This is a genomic window from Streptomyces sp. NPDC033180 (assembly GCF_055577645.1).
The window spans coordinates 794102-814006 of sequence record NZ_JBVIPU010000001.1 but is presented as its reverse complement, the minus strand read 5'-3'; the positions used below and the strand labels follow the sequence as shown (position 1 = coordinate 814006).

Sequence of the window (19905 nt, the reverse complement as noted above, 5' to 3'; positions counted from 1 at the left end):
TCGAAAATGGACCTGGAAGCCCTGCGCGAAGTGGTATCCGGCGTGCTCGGCATCGAGCTGACCGCGGCGGACGACGACTGCAACCTCTTTGAGCTCGGCTTGCAGTCCATGGACCTGATGCGGCTGGTGAGCCGGCTCAATCGCGCGGGGCTCGACGCCTCGTTCGCGGAGCTCGCCGACGACCCGCGACTGTCGACCTGGTCACAGATGGCGGCCCCCCTCGAGGGCGGGGAGCCGGCGCCGGAAGCCGTCGAGGAGCACGTCGAGGAGCACAACGACGAGGCGGATCGCAGCTTCCCGCTGACCGCGGTGCAGCAGGCGTATCTGATCGGCCGTGCCGAGGGCCAGCCTCTCGGCGGCGTCGGCTGTCACAACTACATGGAGTTCGATGTGGTCCGGCCGGTCGAGCCGGACCGCCTCGAGCGGGCCGTGCGGGCGCTGCTCGCACGTCATCCGATGCTCCGGGTGCGCTTCGCCGACGACGCGACCCACCATGTCCTGCCCGAATCGCCGTGGCCCGGCCTGACCGTCCACGACTTCCGCTCTCACGCGGTCGCCGAGGCCCGGGCCGCGGCGCTGGATCTCCGCAACCGGCTGTCGCACCGGGTGTTGAACGTCGATCGCGGAGAAGTCATCGACGTCCAGCTGACCCGGCTGCCCGACGGGGTCGACAGACTCCACTTCAACACCGACCTCCTGGTCGCCGACCTGGCCAGCTTCCGGCTGCTGCTCGTCGAGCTGACGGCCCTGTACGACGACCCGGAGGGCCTCGACGAGATCACCTACACGTTCGGCCGGTATCTCGCGGACCAGGCCGCGGGCCGCCGCGCGGAGAGCGAGCGGGCACGCCCGTACTGGCAGCAGCGCGTGCCGTCGCTGCCGGGCGGGCCGAAGCTGCCCCTGGCGATCGACCCCCTGGCCGTCGCCGCTCCGCGGTTCGTCCGTCGCCACTTCGATCTCACGGCGGACGAGTGGCTCACCCTGGAGGGGCGGGGGAACAAGGCGGGCCTGACACCGTCGGTGGTGCTCGCCACCGCGTACGCCATGATCCTGAGCCGGTGGTCCGGCGACGAGCGCTTCCTGCTCGGCCTGCCGCTGTTCGACCGTGACCTCGGCGCGCACCCCGAGATCGAGCGGATCGTGGGTGACTTCACGGGTCTGGTGCTGCTCGAGGTGGACCTTGCCGGATCCGGCTTCGAGGAGTGCGCCCGTGCCGTCCAGAAGCAGGTGCACGAGGACATCGGGCACGCCGCCTACAGCGGCGTCGACGTCCTGCGCGACCTCGCCCGCGCCGACCTGGACTCGCCCCGCAGCGCGCCCGTCGTGTTCTCCCTCGACCTGTCGGCGCCACTGATCCCGGACGAGTTCGCGGAGCGCTTCGGCGACGCGAGCTGGATGATCTCCCAGACGCCGCAGGTCTGGCTCGACCATCAGATCTACCGCACCCGGGACGGCGACGTGCGGATGGTGTGGGACGCCGTCGAGGAGCTGTTCCCGGACGGCGTCCTCGACACGATGATGGCGGCCTACGAGGCGCTGGTCCGCGAACTGCTCCACGGTGACTGGGAGGCCGCGCCACCGGAGATGCCGTTGCCGGCCGAGCAGCGGACGACGCGGGAGGCGGCCAACTCGCAAACCCGCGCGGTGACCGACAACCTTCTGCACACGGCGTTCTTCGAGCGGGCCGCCGAGCGCGCCGGGCAGCCCGCCCTGCTGTGGGGCGACGGTGAATCGATGCCTCACGACGAGGTCGCTCACCGTGCGCTCAGCATCGCGGGCGCGCTGGCGCGGCGCGGAGTCGGCCGCGGATCGTACGTGGCCGTGGTCGCGCCGAAGGGCGCCCAGCAGATCGCGGCGGTGCTCGGGGTGCTTGCCGCGGGCGCGGCGTACGTGCCCGTCGGCGTCGACCAGCCGGCGGAGCGACGCGCCCGCATCCTGGAGCTCAGCGGCGCCGAGATCGTTCTCGACGGCAGCGGGCTTCTGGAATCGGCCGACTCCGGTGTCGAGGTCCTCGCGATCGACACGGCGATACGCGCGCAGCCGCTGAGCGCACCGGCGCCGGCCGGACCGGAGGACACCGCGTACGTGATCTTCACCTCGGGCTCGACGGGTCTGCCCAAGGGGGTCGAGGTCAGCCACCGCGCCGCGGTCAACACCGTCGAGGACCTCAACGAGCGGTTCCGGATCGGGGGCGGCGACCGGGTCCTCGCGGTGTCCGCCCTGGACTTCGACCTCTCGGTGTGGGACATCTTCGGTTTCCTCGCGGTGGGCGGCGCCGCCGTCCTGGTGCCGGAGTCCGGGCGGCGCGACGCCACCGAGTGGCTGACGCTGTGCGCACGGCATGGGGTGACCGTCTGGAACACCGTCCCGGCCCTGCTCGAGATGCTGCTGACCGCGGCGGACGGATCCGCGCTCCCCGCTACGCTGCGCCTGGCCCTGCTCTCCGGCGACTGGATCGGGCTCGACCTGCCCGAACGGCTGGCCCGGGCGACGGACGGCCGGTGCCGGTTCATCTCACTCGGCGGCGCCACCGAGGCCGCGATCTGGTCGAACTCGTACGAGGTCACCGAGGTCCCGGCAGGCTGGCGATCGATCCCGTACGGGAAGCCGTTGCGCAACCAGAAGTTCCGGGTGGTGGACGGACGGGGCAGGGACTGCCCGGACTGGGTCCCCGGCGAACTCTGGATCGGCGGCACCGGTGTCGCTCTCGGCTACCGGGGCGATCCCGAGCTGACCGCGGCACGCTTCCCCGAGTACGAGGGCGAGCGCTGGTACCGCACCGGCGACCTCGGCCGCTACCGGCCCGACGGCAATCTGGAGTTCCTCGGGCGCCTCGACCACCAGGTGAAGATCAACGGCTTCAGGGTCGAGCTGGGCGAGGTCGAGGCCTGCCTGCAGGGGAATCCCGAGGTGGCGCAGGCCGTGGTCGTTCCGGTCACCGAAGGGCGCCGGGAACTGGTCGCCGCCGTGGTCGAGCGGTCGTCGGCGCCGGACCGGGTCCCGGGCGAGGACGCGGACCACACGAGGAACGCGTTCCTGCCGCCCGCCGCCGCGGTCGTGCCCGATCCGCATCTGCACGAGCACCAGCTGGTGGAGGTGCTGCTGGCCGAAGTCGTCGCACCGCTGATCGGAACCGACGGCGTCCACCCCTCGGTCTGCGCCGAACAGCGCCCGGTGGTGGACATCTGGCTCGAGTACCTCGCCGAACGCCGCGTCCTCGTCCGTGGTGCCGGTGAGGTGTACCTGCGCGGTGCCAGATGGGACGAAGTCACCAGTACGACGTGGATCGGACTGGCTCGTGAGGCCGCCAAGGGGACGTGCTTCGAGGCCGTCGCCGCCGCGCTGGAATGGGCCGGGCCGCTCATGTCGGCCATCATGTCCGGCGACGCCGACGCCACCGCTCTGCTGGACGATCCGGTGCTGGCCCCGGAGGCACTCAGCGATCTGATGCCGGCGACGGCCGCCTGTCTCGGCGCCCTCGCGCGGGACCTGCGGGCACGAAGCGGCGAGGCCGCTTCGTGCCCGCAGGTCGCGGAGTGGGACGTGGGCGGTGGCCGCGGCGCCGCGCGGCTGCTCGCCGAACTCGGATCCGACACGGTCGAGTACACCCTGCTCGGCTCCTCGAAACCGGCGCTGGCCAGGACCCGGACACTGCTGGAAGAGCAGGGGCACCGCACCCGGACCGCATGGCAGGCCGCTGACGCCGTCGCCGTGCAGCATCTCCACGCCTACGACACCGTCGTGGCGAACAACGCCCTGCATCGCATGCCGGACCCGGAAGTGGCCGTGGCCACCCTGGCCCTGCTGCTCGCTCCGGGCGGACGCCTCTACGTGCTCGAACGCGCGTACCCGACGCCGCTCGGGCTCGTGACCGCCCTGCCGCTGGAGGCGCGTGCGGGGAGGTTCGCGGCAGGTCGTCCCCGAACCGCCTGGCTGTACGGCTCCGACCGGTGGCAGCGAGCCTGCGCCGAGGCGGGCCTGTCCCACATCCGGGTCCTGCGTACAGAGCCCGGCGGCGAGATCCTGCTCTGCGCGGACCGGCCCGATACGGCCACCGGGTTCGACGCGGCCGGGCTGCACCGCTGGGCGGCCGACCGGCTGCCGGAACACATGGTCCCTGCCCACTTCGCCGTGCTGCCCGCGTTGCCGCTCAGCACCAACGGAAAGATCGACCGGCGGCAGGTGCAGATCATCCTCGAACAGTCCGTCGACCGTCCGCGTGACGTGGGCGATCCGCCGAGGGGCGCCACCGAGACATTCGTCGCCGAGCGGTGGACGAAGCTGGTCGGCCTGGAATCGGTGGGCCGGGACGAGAACTTCTTCAGGCTCGGCGGCGACAGCCTGATCGCGACGCGCTTCGTCGCGGAGGTACGCGGCACCTGGGGTATCGAACTGCCCATGCGCGACGTCATGCGCACACCGACCGTCGCGGGGCTGAGCGCGCTGATCGACCAGCTCCGTGCCGCTGACGATTTCGAAGAGGGTGCGGTGTGAACGCCGACGAACTGCTCGAGGAGTTCTCCAGCGCCGGGATCCGCCTGTGGCGTGAGGGCGAGCAGCTGCGATTCCGCGCTCCCCAAGGCGTCATGGACGACCGGCGGCTTGCGGAGTTGCGGCGCCACAAAGCGGAGCTGCTGGCCGTCATGGCCGACACCGGGGCGAGCCCCCAGGGCGACGCGGTGTGGCGGGCCGGACCCGAAGCACGGGAACAGCCCTTCCCGTTGACCGACATCCAGGCCGCCTACCTTTTCGGCCGCAATCCGGCCTTCGGCTACGGCGGCGTCTCCTGCCACATCTATCAGGAGCTCGACTACCCGGCCGGCCTGGAGCCGGACCGGCTGCAAGAGGCGTGGGACGGCCTGGTGCGACGCCACGACGCCCTGCGGACGGTCATCTGCGAGGACGGCACGCAACGCGTCCTGCCCGAGCTGAGCGACACCCGGATCGCGGTCGCCGACCTGCGTGGAGCGTCCGGTGACGAGGTCGAGAGGGCGCTCACCAAGGTGCGCGACGAGCTGTCGCACACCGTGCACCCCACGGGCGAGCGCCCCATGTACGAGCTGCGCCTGACCCTGGCCGCCGATCGCTGCGTCCTCCACCTGTCGGTGGATTTCATGGCTCTGGACTGGCTCAGCATGCAGCAGGTGCTGACCGAGTTGGACCGTCGCTATCAGCGGCCGGACTGCGAACTGCCCGAGATCGACGCCACCTACCGGGACTACGTTCTCGCCGAGCGCCGCCTGAGGGACACCGGCCAGTACGCGCGCGACCGCGAGTACTGGTGGAACCGCGTCGACGAGCTGCCCGGACCACCGGTGCTGCCGCTGCGCGATGACCACGATCCGGCCACGACGGCACCGCGCTTTCGCCGTCTGACGACGACGCTGGACAACGGCGTGTGGCAGGCGTTGAAGGCCCGCGCCGCCGAGCAGGGCATCACGCCGGCCAACGCGGTGCTCGCGGCGTACGTGGAGACGATCGGACGCTGGAGCGGCACCGAACGATTCTGTGTCGGGTTGCCCGTGCTCAACCGCCTGCCGTTGCACCCGCACGTGGACCGGCTGCTCGGCGACTTCACTTCGCTGAGCCTTCTCGCCGTCGACCGCGAGGACAGGACGAGCTTCGCCGAACGCGCCCGCGTACTGGGCGAGCGCGTCTTCGACGACCTCGATCACCGGCTGTACAGCGGGGTCGAAGTACTGCGTGAGATCGCCCGGCGCCGCGGGCGCGAGGAGGCGATGCTTCCGGTGGTGTTCACCGGCAGCATCGGTGTCGGGGGCGACGCGGTGTCGGTGGCGGGCAGGAAGCCGCGGCCGTCGTACGGGATCAGCCAGACGCCGCAGGTGTGGATCGACTGCCAGGTGGGCGACCAGTACGGCGGCCTGGACGCGAACTGGGACGTGCGGCAGGGGATGTTCCCCGACGGCATGGTGGACGACATGTTCGCCGCGTTCGAGTCGTTGCTGCACCGGCTCGCCGAGCGCGTCGAGCCGTGGACCGCGGTGGATCCGCAGCCGCTGCCTCAACCGCAGCGCGCCCTTCGCGCCACGGTGAACGCGACGGCGGCGCCGGCCCCGGATGGCCTGCTGCACGATCCGCTCGTCGCCTACGCGCGCGCGTTCCCCGACCGGGTCGCGGTGATCGACACGGCCGGGTCGCTGACGTACGGGCAGTGGCTGGGAGGCGCCGCCGCGGTGGCCGAGCAGCTCCGGGCCGCGGGGTGCGGCCCCGGTGACTTCGTCGGCGTTCTGATCGACAAGTGCCGGGACCAGGCCGTCGGGGTGCTCGGCGTGCTGCTCGCGGGCGGTGTGTACGTGCCGGTCGACTCCGGCCAGCCCAGGATCCGGCGCGATCGCATCCTCACCGACAGCGGCGCCGGATTCGCCGTCGTCGCCGACGCCGCGACCGGCGAACTCCCCGAGGGTGTCCGGGCGGTGGCCGTGGCGGGGGCACGGCCGCTCCCGGTGGCCGAGATCCCCGCAGGCCCCCAGGTGGCACCCGGGGAACTCGCCTACGTCATGCACACCTCCGGTTCGACCGGCGTGCCCAAGGGGGTGATGATCAGTCACCGCGCCGCCCTCAACACGGTGCTCGACATCAACCAGCGCTTCGGCGTCGGTGACTCCGATCGCGTCCTGGGGCTGGCGGCGTTGAGCTTCGACCTGTCCGTCTACGACCTGTTCGGCCCGCCGGCCGTCGGCGCCGCCCTGGTGCTGCCGGACCCCGCGCGCCGCGGCGACCCCTCGCACTGGGCCGAGATGGTGGCCGAGCACGGAGTGACGCTGTGGAACTCGGTCCCCGCGCAGCTGCAGATGCTGCTGCACTATCTCGACGCCGAACCCGCCAAGCCCGCCGGCCTCCAGAGGCTGCGGCTGGCGCTGCTGTCGGGCGACTGGATACCACTGACCCTGCCCGGCCACGCCGGACGGCACCTGCCCGACACCGAGCTGGTCAGCCTGGGCGGGGCGACGGAGGCGGCGATCTGGTCGATCTACCACCCCGTCAGGACCGTCGAACCGCACTGGCGCAGCATTCCGTACGGGATCCCCCTGGCCAACCAGCGGTTCCACGTGCTCGACACCGCGCTGCGCGACCGGCCCGACCTGGTCACCGGGGAGCTGTACATCGCGGGCATCGGCCTGGCCGCCGGCTACCTCAACGACCCGGAGCGCACCGCCGAGCGATTCGTCCAGCACCCGGAGACGAAGGAGCGGCTCTACCGCACCGGCGATCTCGGCCGCTATCTGCCGTCCGGCGAGATCGAGTTCCTCGGCCGCGCCGACCAGCAGGTCAAGATCCGCGGACATCGGATCGAACTCGGCGAGATCGAGGCGGTGCTCGGCGAGCACCCGATGGTCGGCACGTCGGTGGTACTGGCGGCGGGCAGCAGCGCGTTCGAGCGGGCTCTGGTCGCCTTCGTGATCGTGCGGCAGCAGTCCGGGTCCGTCGAGGCCGCGGAGCTCATCGGATGGGTGGCCGACCGGCTGCCGCCGCACATGGTTCCCGTGCGGGTGCGTCTCGTCGAGACGCTGCCGCTGACCCCGAACGGCAAGGTCGACCGCAAGAGGCTGCTGGCGACGGCGCCGGCGCCCACCGCGCCGCAGAACGAGGCCGCCGAGCCACCGCGTCCGGGCTTCGAGCGACGGATCGCCGAGCTGTGGGCCGAGGTGCTCGGTGCCGAGCCGCCGAGCCGCGAAGCCGGATTCTTCGACGCCGGCGGGGACTCCCTGCTGGCGGCGCAGTTCGTCGGGCGGGTACGCGAACTCGTCCCCGAGGCCGCGCACGTCACGTTCGACATGCTGCTGCGCGCTCTGCTGGACACCCCCACCGTCGCCGGCCTGGCACTGTGGCTGCAGTCCGGCGCCGCTTCGGCGCGGGCCACGGAGCCGGCCGCGGCGGCTCGGACGTCGTCGCTGATCCCGCTGGCCGGATCCGGGTCGGGACCGGTGCGGCTGCTGGTGCACGACGGATCGGGCACGCTGCTGCCGTACCGGGCGCTGATCACCGAACTCGGGGCCGACGCACCACTGCTGGGCCTCGCCGCGTCCGACAGCGATCGTTACCTCGGCCTCGCCGCACCGGACCTCATCGAGGAACTGGCCATCGGATACGCCCGCGAGGTGCGGGCCGCCGGGCACGACAGCGTCGAGATCATCGGCCACTGCCTCGGCGGCCCGGTCGCCCTGGAGCTGGCCCGCGCCCTGAGCGAGGCGGACGTGACGGTGCGGCGGCTGACCCTGGTGTCCAGCTACCGCGTTCCCTACCTGCTGCACGACGACCTGATGGTCGACTATGCCTTCACCCGGGTGATGGGCGCCGACCCGGCGGCCTTCGGCTGGCCCGCCGAGGCAGCGGTCGGCCGGGCTCTGACGACCGCGCTGGCCGGTTCGCCGACCGCCTTGGCCGACGGCGCCATCGGGAGACTGGCGGGCGATGACCAGCTCGAACCGGTCGCGGCATGGTTCCGCGCCCTCGGGCAGCGGGACGCGGCCGAACGGCGAGCGGAACTGCATCGCGCGCTGGGCGACCCCGAGCAGGTCGCCGCGATGCACGCCGTCTTCGCGCGGCTCCTCGACGCGGTGGCGAGCTACGATCCGCTCCCGTACGCGGGGGACGTCACCTTCCTGCGCCCGGTCGAACCCGCACACGTCATCCCCGGCCTGCGGGAGGACACGAGCGATTTCTGGCGCGGTGCGTGCCTGGGGGACGTGACGGTGCTCGACGTTCCGGGCGATCACTTCAGCTGCCTGCAGCCGCCGAACGTGACGCGCCTGACGGAGATTCTGACGGCGCAGCCGGTGGAGCGCCGATGACCCGCCCGATGCGCGTCGTCGTGTGCGGCACGCGTTTCGGCCAGATCTACCTCGCGGCTCTCGCCCGTGCGCCCGAGCGCTTCCGGCTCGTCGGCATCCTGGCACGGGGCAGTGCCCGCTCCGCGGCGCTCGCCGAGGAGTACGGCGTACCGCTGTACGACGCGGTCGAGCAGCTGCCCGGCGACGTCGACGCGGCCTGTGTCGTGGTCTCGACGGCGGTCGGCGGCGGGCGGGGCGCCGAACTGGCCAAGGCCCTGCTCGAACGCGGGATCCATGTGCTGCAGGAGCATCCGGTGCATCCGGACGAGCTGGCGGACTGCCTGCGGGTGGCGCGCGGGGCCGGGGCCCAGTACCTGCTGAACACCTTCTACCCGCATCTCGAACCGGTCCGACGCTTCACCTCGGCCGCTCGCAAGCTGGTCCAGCTGCGCAAGCCGGTGTTCGTCGACGCCATGTGCGCGGTGCAGGTCTCCTTCGATCTGCTCGACATCCTCGCCGAGATCTTCGACGGGCTGCGGCCATGGTCGATCGCCCCGGTCGCCGGCCATGCCGGTCGTCCGCTGGTCAGTGTGGACGCGCAGATCGCGGGTGTCCCGCTGACGCTGCGGGTGGAGAACCGGATGCAGGCGGGGGATGACAGCACCAGCCTGTTCCTGCACCGGATCACCATCGGCACCGACGCGGGCAACCTGATGCTGGCCAACACCCATGGTCCGGTGATCTGGAGCCCGGTGCTGCGCCTGCCGTCGGACGATCTCGGTCCGACCGGCGCTTACGTGGGCGCGGCCGAGACGCCCACCTGGGCGGCCGCCGTCCAGGACGTGTGGGGGGACGGGGTGCTGACCGTCATGGATGAGCTGCGCGAGCGCGTCGAGGCGGGCACCGACCCGTTGCGCGGTCAGCAGCGCCAGCTGACCGTCGCCCGTGCCTGGAAGGGGCTCACCGAGGCCCTCGGCTATCCCGAAGCAGCCGAACCGGAACCCGGGGAGAGGCTGACAATCGCCGATCTCTAGCCCGCCGGGCTCGCGGCCGAGTACAGTATTTGTACGCGTACGATTGGAGAGAGATGAGCGCGATCGACGCTGCTGGGGCGGGGGAGCCGTCCACGCCGCCGTTAGCTTCCGAGTCCGTGGGGGAGCAGACCCTGTCAAAACTGCTCCGTCCTCATATCCGGAGTTTCGTGGTCGTAGCGACCTTGCAGGTGGTCGGCGCTCTCGCGGGATTGGCACCACTGCTGGCCGTCGTCGAGCTGGGGCGCACCCTGCTGGCGCCCGGCCCGATCGATGAGGATCACGTCTGGTTGGTCGTGCTCGCGGGTGCGGCCGGTCTGTTCGTGCGGCTGTTGTTCACGGCCGCGTCCTCGGGACTCGGGCATGTGCTCGACGGCCAGGTGCAACTGACGTTCCGCCGGCAACTGGCCGCACGTCTTGGACGCGTGCCGATCGGCTGGTTCTCCCGGCGCCGGACCGGCGAACTGGCCAAGGTGGTGGGGGAGGACGTGAGTGCCGTGCACCCCCTCATCGCCCACGCGCCCGGCGAGCTCGTCTCCGCGTTCGTCGTACCGCTGGCGTCGCTGATCTACCTGTTCACCATCGACTGGCGGCTGACGCTGATCACACTGATCCCGGTGGTGATGGCCATCGCGCTGGTCCCGCTGCTGATGCTCCCCGCGAGGACGCGCGAGCAGGAGGAGTTCGACGCGGCCATGGGACGGATCGCGAGCTCCGTCGTGGAGTTCGTGCAAGGCATCTCGGTGGTCAAGGCGTTCGGTGGCTCCGAGCGGGCCCACGGAAAGTTCCTCACCGCCGTGGACGACTTCGTCAGTACCTTCTTCCGGTGGGTGCGCGGCATGTCCCTTGTCGCCGCCGGGATGCAGCTGGCGCTGTCACCGCCGTTCGTGCTGCTGGTCGTCCTGATCGGAGGTACGTCTCTGATCACGTCCGGGAGCCTGGCCCCGGCCGACCTGCTGCCCTTCCTGCTGCTCGGCCTGGGACTGACCGCTCCGGTGGCGGCCCTGGGCCACGGCTTCGACGACATGCAGGCCGCGGGCCGCGCGGTCGGCCGGATCGAGGAAGTCCTCGCGGTCGACTCGCTGCCGGAGCCTGCGCATCCGGTGGCGCCCCAGGGGCACCGGGTGGAACTGCGTGACGTCCGCTTCGGCTACGAGGACGATCGCGAGGTGCTGTGCGGGATCGACCTGGTGCTCGAACCGGGCACCTTCACGGCGGTCGTCGGGCCGTCAGGAAGCGGCAAGTCAACGCTGGTCCAGCTGCTGCCGCGGTTCTTCGACCCGGACCACGGCTCGGTCGTCCTTGGCGGTGTCGATCTGCGCGAGCTCGGCAGCCGGCAGCTCTACCGCATGGTCTCCTTCGTCTTCCAGGACGTCCGCCTGCTGCGCGCGTCGGTCGCGGACAACATCGCGCTGGCGGTGCCGCACGCCGAGCGCGACGACGTGGAGCGTGCTGCCAGGCTCGCGCATATTCATGACCGGATTCTCGAACTGCCGCATGGCTACGAGACGGTGATCGGTGAGGGCGTCAAGCTGTCGGGCGGCGAGGCTCAGCGGATCTCTCTCGCCCGCGCGCTGCTGGCCGACACGCCCGTCCTGGTGCTCGACGAGGCGACTGCCTTCGCCGACCCGCAGACCGAACAGGCGATCCGCCAGGCTCTTGCGACGCTGGGCGGCGACCGGACGATCATGGTCATCGCCCATCGTCTGGAAACGGTCGCGGACGCCGACACCGTCGTGATGCTGGAGAACGGGTCGATCGTCGAGCGCGGCAGGCCCGCCGAACTGCTGACGCGGGACGGAAAGTTCGCCGCGTTCTGGCGATCCCAAGGAGGCGAGCTCCGATGATTCGAACGCTGCTACGCGTACTCGGACCCGAGTACGCCCAGGCGATGCGCCGCACCGTGGCCCTGATGACGATCACCGCGGTGCTCGAGGGTCTTTCCTACGCGCTGCTGGTTCCGGTGCTGCGGGAACTGTTCGGCAGCACGCCCGACGACGCCGTGCCGTGGCTGATCGCGTTCGGGGCCACGGTCGCGGTCTACGCCGTGCTGCGCTACGTCAGCGATCTGTCCGGCATGCGCGTCGGAACCAAGATGTTGCACGGCATGTACTACCGCCTCGGCGAGCACCTGGCCCGGCTGCCCATCGGCTGGTACAACGCCTCGCGGGTCGGCGAGGTGTCCGTCATGGCCAGCCGCGGCCTGCTGCAGGCGATGGGCGTGGCCGCGCACCTGCTGGGACCGTTCGTCTCCGCCCTGGTGACCCCCCTGACGATCGTCGCCGTGATGATCGCCTTCAACTGGCAGCTGGGGTTGGCCGCGTTGATCGCCGCTCCCGTCGTGGCGGCGATCCAGGTGTGGACCGCCCGCTCGATGGCCGGCACCGACGCGGACCGCCACGAACGCGACAAGGAGGCCTCGGGGCGAGTCATCGAGTTCCTGCAGGCCCAGCCGGTGCTGCGAGCCGGTGGCCGGACCGGGGAACGCTTCGAGCTCCTCGACGACTCGTTGCAGGAGGTCCAGCGGGCATCTCGCCGCACCGTCCTTGCGATGCTGCCCGGTGCGGTGGGCCTGACGCTCACGGTGCAGGTGGGTTTCACCGCGGTGCTGGCTCTGGGGACTTCCCTCGCGCTCGGCGGGAGCATCGGCGCGGTGGAGGTCCTGACGATCCTGGTGCTCGCGGCTCGCTGCGCCGATCCGCTCCTTTCGCTGTCGGACATGGGCGGCAAACTCCGCGGCGCTCAGTCCGAGTTGGAGAGGCTCGACAAGGTTCTGCGCACCGAGCCGTTGCCGGAACCTCGCGAACCCGTCCAGCCGGTCCAGCACGACCTGGCGTTCGAGTCCGTCACCTTCCGGCACGGCGAACGCACGGTGTTCGACGACGTGTCGTTCACCGTCCCCCAGGGACAGCGGCTCGCTGTTGTCGGACTTTCGGGTGCGGGCAAGAGCACGCTGCTGCAGTTGCTCGCGCGGTTCTACGACGTGGACACGGGCGCGGTACGCGTGGGCGGTGTGGACGTGCGCGAGATCAACACGGAGGTGCTGATGGCGCAGATCGCCATCGTCTTCCAGGACGTCTACCTCTTCGACGGCACCATCGAGGAGAACGTGCGCCTCGGCCGTCCCGACGCCGACGAGGCCGACGTCCGGGCGGCGGCGACCGCGGCACGGCTGGACGAGGTGATCGAGCGGCTGCCCGGCGGATGGGCGGCGAACGTCGGCGAGGGCGGGGCACTGCTTTCGGGCGGTGAACGCCAGCGCGTCTCGATCGCGCGGGCGCTGCTGAAGAACGTGCCCGTCGTGCTGCTCGACGAGGTGACATCCGCCCTCGACCCGGTGAACGAGGCGGCGGTCCACGAGGGCATCGAGCGCCTGATGGCGGGGCGGACCGTGGTGACGGTCGCGCACCGGATGCGGACCGTGCAACGTGCCGACCGCGTCCTCTTCCTGGAAGGCGGCCGCATCGTGGAGGAGGGCAGCCACGACGAGCTCCTGAGCCGAAGTGGTCGCTACGCCGACTTCTGGAACATTTCCATGGCACCGGTAGCGAGTGAATGAGTGGATATGCTGATCGATCCTTTGTCGCGGGACCGGCGTTCCAGCACATTCCGTCGAATCGCGGCCCGGCCCTATGCCCGGGCCCGAGTACTGCTCTTTCCGCATGGTGGCGGAAGCGCGAGCTATTACCGGTCGTGGGCCCAGGCTGCGCCCTGGGATATCGAATTCTTCGCCGTCCAGTACCCGGGCCGGGAGGATCGATATGCCGAACCGGTGCCGGACGATATGCAACGACTCGCCGGCGTATTGGCAAAAGACCTGCCGCTCGACGGGCCGCCGATCCCGACGATCCTGTTCGGGCACAGCATGGGGGCCATCGTCGCGTATGAGATCGCCCGGCATCTCACGGCGGCGGGTGACCCGCCGATGGGTCTTGCCGTGTCCGGGCATCCGGCCCCGGCCCTGACACGGGCGGGCCGGATTCATCTCGGCAGTGACGAAGAGCTGATCGAGGAACTGCGCCGCACCGACGCGACACGGCTCGACATCCTCGACAACGCCCCGCTCGTTCAGACGTTCCTGCCCATGATCCGGAGCGACTACCGGTTGAGTGAAACGTATCGGCCGTCGCCCGGCGCGCGCCTGCGGACTCCGGTCACGGTGCTGTACGGCGATCGGGACCCCGAGATCACTTCGGTGGAAGCCCAGGGGTGGCGCGAGGTCACCGACGGAGCGTGCGAGATCCGCACTTTCGAGGGTGGCCATTTCTACCTGGACGAGCACCGCGACTCGGTCATCGAACTGCTCACGGCATACGCACGGACGGCGTCCGAGAAATTGTCGGTCCCCTGGCCGTCCGCTCCGTGAGGCTGCCGAACTACTGGTCGTCCGCGGTCTCGTCCGACCGCAGCAGTCCGTCGATGATCGCCGCCAGGCCCCGCCGGTGCGTGTCACGGGCGTTGAGTTCGGCCCATCGGTCGGCGACCGCGGTCAGCTGGGGGTGCGTGCCGCTCATCAGACCGGCGACGACCTGGTCCTCATAGGTCGGTCCTGCGGTCCGGCTGCGCCGGCGCTTGCCGTTCACGCGGATGATCAAGTCGCCGACGATCGAGTACCAGATCGTGCGGTAGATGTATACGGCCTGTTCCGGAGTGTGGCCGTAGTCCACCGTGGCGCCGATCATCTCCTCGACGAACCAGAGGGCCGACGGGGCGATCAGGTCGTCGCTGGTCAGTACCTGGACGATCCACAGCCGGTCGGCGAGCAGCTCGTAGAGCATGATCGACACCTCGATCAGCCGCTCACGGGGATCTTCCGGCAGCTCCGGGCGGGGTATGCGCCGGGCCTGCGTCTCCATCAGGAGCAGGAGCAGTTCATCCTTGTCGCGCACATGGTAATAGAGCGCCATCGGCGCGCTGTTCAATTCGGTCGCCAGGCGCCGCATCGAGAGTTTCTCGGCACCCTCGGTCTGCAGAATGCGATCCGCCGCGGCGATGATGACGTCGAGCGACAATTGAGGCGGCCGGCCGACGGCCTTGGCGCGGGGCGGTTCTGCGGGCATTCCATCCTCCATATTGGTGGCCTGATTCTAGCATTCCACCCCTGTGGAAAATCCACACCGGCCGGGGTAGAACGAACATTGTCGCGTAAAAACTTCGATGCTAGCTTGGCCGTATTCGTGCGTTCTTGCTTTATTTCAAAAGGCATCAGGAAAAAGAGGACGTGAGATGTGCGGGATTGCAGGCTGGGTTTCGTTCGAAGCCGATCTGACGCACCGGGGTGACGTGCTCGATGCGATGACCGAGACGATGGCCTGTCGCGGGCCGGACGGTCGGGGCACGTATATGCGCACACATGTCGGGCTGGGGCATCGGCGCCTCGCCGTCATCGACCTGCCCGGCGGAGCGCAGCCGATGAGCGTGAGCACACCGACCGGAGACATCGTCCTGGTCTACTCCGGGGAGATCTACAACTTCCGGGAACTACGTGATCAGCTCAAGGCGATGGGTCACCCGTTCCGGACGGAGAGCGACACCGAGGTCGTGCTCCGCAGTTACCTCCAGTGGGGCGAGAGCGTCGTCGACCACCTGGACGGGATGTACGCGTTCGCGGTCTGGGACGAGCGCGGCCAGAAGCTGCTTCTCGTGCGCGACCGCATGGGGATCAAACCGCTCTTCTACTACCCGACACCCGACGGGGTGCTGTTCGGCTCCGAACCCAAGGCGATCCTGGCGAACCCCCTGGTGCGCAAGGCGGTCCACACCGACGGGCTGAGGGAACTGGTCGCGCAGACCAAGACCCCGGGCTGGGCGCTGTGGAAGGGCATGCACGAGGTGGTGCCCGGCACTCTGATCAACGTGGACCGCGGCGGGTTGCGGGAACGGACCTACTGGCGCCTGCGCGCGGTCGAGCACACCGACAGCCGCGAGGACACCGTGGCCCGGACGAGGGAACTGCTCACCGGCATCGTCGACCGGCAGCTGATCTCGGATGTGCCGCAGTGCGTCCTGCTCTCGGGCGGTCTGGACTCCAGCGCGATCACCGGGTTGGCGGCGGAGCGGCTCGGCATGCGCGGCGAGCAAGTGCGCAGCTTCTCGGTGGACTTCGTCGGCCAGGAGAAGAACTTCGTCCCGGACGAGATGCGCGAGACCCCCGACTCGCCGTTCGTCCGTGACGTCGCGGCACATGTGGGGTCCGAGCACCGGAACGTGATGCTCGACCCCTCCGATATATCGGACCCTTGGGTGCGTCGCGCAACGGTCGGCGCCCGGGACATCCCGAACGGGTTCGGGGACCTCGACAGTTCCCTGTACCTGCTGTTCAAGGCGATCCGGGAGCATTCGACGGTGGCGCTGTCGGGCGAGTCGGCCGACGAGCTGTTCGGTGGCTACCCCTGGTTCCATCACCCGCAGGCGCTGCGCGGGGACACCTTCCCGTGGATGATGTTCATCCCTCCGATGAGTCTCGCGGCACGGACCGATCACATCGAACCCGGCCTGCGGGCGCGGCTCGACGTGGCGGCCTACACCGCCGACCAGTTCGCGACGGCGCGCGCCGAGGTCGAGCATCTCGAAGGGGAGTCCGAGCTCGACCAGCTCATGCGCATGACGACCCATCTGCATCTCACGCGATTCGTTCGTGCGCTGCTCGACCGCAAGGACCGGCTGTCGATGGCTGTCGGGCTCGAGGTGCGGGTGCCGTTCTGCAGTCATCAGCTCGTCGAGTACGTCTACAACACGCCGTGGGCGATGAAGTCCTTCGACGGCCAGGAGAAGAGCCTGCTCCGACAGGCCGCGGCGCATGTCATGCCACGGTCGGTGGTGGAGCGGGTCAAGAGCCCGTTCCCCTCGCCGCAGAATCCCGGGTACGCCGCTCATCTGCAGCAACAGCTGAAGGAGCTGGTGGCGGAACCGGACGCGCAGGTGTTCGCGCTGGTCGACCGCGCTTGGGCGCAGCAGATCGGGTCGCAGGATCCGGCGGCCATGTCGATGGCGGAACGGTCCAACCTCGAGCGCGTGCTCGACCTGCACGTCTGGCTGGATCTGCACTCACCCGAACTGTTGCTGGACTGACGGACCGATCAGCTCTGTCCGGCGCATCGCCGCCATGGCATTCATGCCATGGCGGCGATCGCCTTGTGTGCGGCTTACACCGACGGGGTCGCGGCGGCCAGCTCCTCCGAGCGGGCTCGGGAGCCGGCCTGGTCGACGCGTGCCGGAGCCTTGGGAAGGAACGGCCCGGTGAGCGCGGTCGTGAACAACGCCATCACGACCATCATGGTGAACATCCGGCTGTCCAGGACGCCGAGGCTGACGCCCGCGTTCAGGATGATCAGCTCGGTGAGGCCGCGCGTGTTCATCAGGAGGCCGAGAGTGCCGGCCTCTCTCCACGACATCCCGGCCAGTCTCCCGGGAATCGAGGCGCCGATCAGCTTGCCGGCGGAGGCGACGACGATGATGGCGGCCAGTTCGATCAGGTCACGTCCGGACAGCGCGCTGATGTCGACGTTCAGTCCGGTGACGATGAAGAAGACCGGTAGCAGCACCAGGCTGATCCCGCCGAACTGCCGTTTCGCTCCTTCGCCGAGCACGCCGCGCGGCTCGCGCGGCATGATGAAGCCGAAGGCGAACGCGCCGAATATCGCGTGGATCCCGATCCATGTCGTCGCGTACGAGGACAGGAACAGCCCGGCGACGAGTACCACGATGAGCTGCGGTGGCATCCGGTCGCGGGCCCAGCGGCGTATGAGTAGGGACAGAAGCGGGCGCACGACGAACAGCATCACCGTGATGTAGAGCACGGAGAAGATCACTGTCTGCGCGAAGTCCCCGGAACTGCCGGACGCGGTCACGATCGCCGCCACCAGGGCGAGCAGACACCAGGCGAGGACATCGTTGATGGCGGCACTGGCCAGGGCCAGTGCGCCGACCCGCGTTCCCACCATCCGATGTTCGGTCAGTATCCGGGCCAGGACAGGAAAAGCAGTGATCGACATCGCCGCGCCCATGAAAAGCGCGAACGCGGTAAAGGGAATGTGGTTTCCGTTTACGCTGTCGTGCCGGTCGTGCAGCAGCGCCGCGAGTCCGACGGCCAGGCCGAAGGAGAACACGAGCGAGACGATCGAGACCGCTGCCACGGTGCCATGCCGCCCCCGCAGCAATCTCTTGTCGAATTCCCAACCGATACAGAACATGAAGACGAGCAGCCCGACTTGTGCTATCGCCGACAGGTACGGCCGTACCTCGTTCGGGAAGATATGGGCAGGGAGATCTCCGGGCAGCAGACCGAGGAGACTCGGGCCCAGGGCGATACCGGCGATGATCTCTCCGATGACGGGCGGCTGGCGCATGTATCGGACCAGCCGGCCCATGATCGAGCCGGCGACGAGAATGATGGCGATATCGGCCATCGCGATGGCGATGATCAGGTCTGAACTCCGAGAAGAAACATCCGCCATGATCGGCCTTCCGTAAATATTGATGGGAACTCATACAGTTTCTCCGGGCGCTGCGCATCGGCGCAGGTCAGCGCGGCGCACAAAGGAGGCCCCCGAAAGTTCCCATCAATAAGCGCTGGAATGTTCTGACGTAATTACCCGTGTCGTCAGGGGATGTACATCTCAGATCCAGTGTGATTCCTGCGCGATGCGCAGTGCGTCGATCCGGTTGCGCGCACCCAACTTCGTCACCGCGGACAGGAGGTAGTTCCGCACGGTTCCGTCGGAGATGTGTAACTGCGCCGCTATTTCGCTGAGTGTGTCGCCTCGGGCGAGCTGTTCGAGCACGGAGAGTTGCCGCTTGGACAGCGGGCAGTCACTGTTTCCCAGTGCCGCCACGGTCAACTCCGCGTCGAAGACCCTTTCCCCCTGGTGCACCCGATGGACAGCTTCGAAAAAGCGGTACGGGGACGCGCTCTGCTGCACTATGCCGGCGATCTTTCCGGTGAATGCCTGGCGTACGACGGATCGGGTGAACGATTCGGCGAGCAGTAGGCATCGGCACCCCGGAAGCCCTGTGATCTTCTCGGCTATGGTGATGACGTTGCCGTCCGCGCCGTCGAAGCTGAAGATCACGACATCCGGTTGATGCGTATCGGCGTACTCGAGCGCATCGAGATTGCCCCCCACCGAGCCGACGACCTGGATTTCGTTGCCTTGTTCAAGCAGTGCGGTGAGCGCGTAACGGGACACATTCATCTTGTCAGAGACCAGTACGTTGATTCCCATTTCTTCCCCCTACTGCTGATGCTGCGGCAGAATTTCTTGACTCTGGCTGAGCACACGCATGATTCGGGGCCGGACCGGTTCCTCGAGCGGTCCAGCTAGGACACGATGGGAGCTACGCGGTGTATGGCAGGTTGAGAAAAAATGAAAGCGTCATGGACATTCACAGGCGGCGCTACGCCGTTTCCTGCTACAGCGTCCCGTCCTCGACGCCAGGACTCCCCCGTCGTGATCTCCCTGAATCCCCGTAATCAGACGATCAAACTGGAAACAGATACTACAATAGTCATTCAAAAACGCAAGGCTCAGTTTGCCGTACCGGAACGCCGCAACGTGGCTCATTCGTGGTCGGCCGCAATGGTGGATCTTCAAGGAGCGGGTAACGCCGTAGGTCACGGCCCGGAAAAGTGCCGTGTTGTCCAGTTTTGGGTGGTCCGGACCTGGGTCAGGGTCCGCGCCCGCGTGCGGCGTCCTTCTCTCCGAAGTGACCTGCGGGTGAGCTTCAGTCCCGGGATCCGGGGCAGCAGGGACTCATGAAGATACTGATCCTCCTGGTGGTCATCGGCCTGGCTGCGGCCTGGTACCTGCAATCGCGGAAGCGCCGTTGAGCGCGCACGCCGGATCCACGGCAGCCGCGCCGGTGGCCGTGCATCCGCCGGCAGGCACGGGCGGCCGGCGCGTGACCGTCCGCGGGCAGATCCTCGGCCTCGCGCACTCGGACGCGGACGTGGTCGAGTTCCTGCGGCTGGCCGGGCTGCCGGACGCCGAGGGTCTCCTTGATGATCCCGAGTGGGTGAAATGGCGCGGCGGGCGGGCGCATCAGTACGAGGCGGCGTAGGTACGCGATCGGCTTCGGACCCA

General features: G+C 69.0%; 11 protein-coding genes. 8 read left to right on the top strand and 3 right to left on the bottom strand.

What is annotated here, in order from left to right:
- Positions 1-6: 6 nt before the first annotated feature.
- From ACZ5WE_RS03705 to ACZ5WE_RS03680, 6 genes are read left to right on the top strand one after another with little or no spacing between them, the layout of a single operon-like run.
- Positions 7-4494 (top strand): non-ribosomal peptide synthetase, encoded by a 4488-nt coding sequence (locus ACZ5WE_RS03705; RefSeq protein WP_467687830.1) that lies wholly within the window; start codon positions 7-9, stop codon positions 4492-4494.
- A complete protein-coding gene (locus ACZ5WE_RS03700) occupies positions 4491-8813 on the top strand; it encodes a non-ribosomal peptide synthetase (protein WP_467687832.1) in 4323 nt (1440 codons plus the stop codon). Before ACZ5WE_RS03705 ends, ACZ5WE_RS03700 begins: the two co-directional genes overlap by 4 nt.
- The gene (locus tag ACZ5WE_RS03695; RefSeq protein WP_467687834.1) at positions 8810-9826 is read left to right on the top strand and encodes a Gfo/Idh/MocA family oxidoreductase; all 1017 of its coding nucleotides are present in this window, start codon (positions 8810-8812) and stop codon (positions 9824-9826) included. The genes ACZ5WE_RS03700 and ACZ5WE_RS03695 overlap by 4 nt, the downstream gene beginning before the upstream one ends.
- A 53-nt stretch (positions 9827-9879) precedes the next feature.
- Positions 9880-11670: an ABC transporter ATP-binding protein gene (locus tag ACZ5WE_RS03690; RefSeq protein WP_467687836.1), complete on the top strand. Its 1791-nt coding sequence runs from the start codon at positions 9880-9882 to the stop codon at positions 11668-11670.
- Positions 11667-13382 (top strand): ABC transporter ATP-binding protein, encoded by a 1716-nt coding sequence (locus ACZ5WE_RS03685; RefSeq protein ID WP_467687838.1) that lies wholly within the window; start codon positions 11667-11669, stop codon positions 13380-13382. Before ACZ5WE_RS03690 ends, ACZ5WE_RS03685 begins: the two co-directional genes overlap by 4 nt.
- A gap of 6 nt (positions 13383-13388) precedes the next feature.
- The gene (locus tag ACZ5WE_RS03680; protein WP_467687840.1) at positions 13389-14189 is read left to right on the top strand and encodes a thioesterase II family protein; all 801 of its coding nucleotides are present in this window, start codon (positions 13389-13391) and stop codon (positions 14187-14189) included.
- A 10-nt stretch (positions 14190-14199) separates the two neighbouring features.
- On the opposite strand, the gene ACZ5WE_RS03675 is transcribed toward ACZ5WE_RS03680, so the two are convergent.
- Entirely contained in the window at positions 14200-14883 is a 684-nt protein-coding gene (locus ACZ5WE_RS03675; protein WP_467687841.1) for a TetR/AcrR family transcriptional regulator, read from the bottom strand.
- 166 nt (positions 14884-15049) lie between these two features.
- Here ACZ5WE_RS03675 and asnB point away from each other — a divergent pair, with 166 nt between their 5' ends.
- On the top strand, positions 15050-16894 hold the full coding sequence (gene asnB, locus ACZ5WE_RS03670; RefSeq protein WP_467687843.1) for an asparagine synthase (glutamine-hydrolyzing): 1845 nt from the start codon (positions 15050-15052) through the stop codon (positions 16892-16894).
- Positions 16895-16968: 74 nt separating this feature from the next.
- Here the strand turns inward: asnB and ACZ5WE_RS03665 are convergent, their stop codons facing one another.
- Both ACZ5WE_RS03665 and ACZ5WE_RS03660 read right to left on the bottom strand, forming a co-directional pair.
- Positions 16969-18279: a cation:proton antiporter domain-containing protein gene (locus ACZ5WE_RS03665; RefSeq protein ID WP_467687845.1), complete on the bottom strand. Its 1311-nt coding sequence runs from the start codon at positions 18277-18279 to the stop codon at positions 16969-16971.
- A 162-nt stretch (positions 18280-18441) separates the two neighbouring features.
- Entirely contained in the window at positions 18442-19047 is a 606-nt protein-coding gene (locus tag ACZ5WE_RS03660) for a response regulator transcription factor (protein WP_467687847.1), read from the bottom strand.
- Between the two features lie 601 nt (positions 19048-19648).
- Between ACZ5WE_RS03660 and ACZ5WE_RS03655 the strand changes: the two genes are divergently transcribed.
- Positions 19649-19882: a hypothetical protein gene (locus ACZ5WE_RS03655; protein WP_467687849.1), complete on the top strand. Its 234-nt coding sequence runs from the start codon at positions 19649-19651 to the stop codon at positions 19880-19882.
- The last annotated feature ends 23 nt before the right edge of the window (positions 19883-19905 follow it).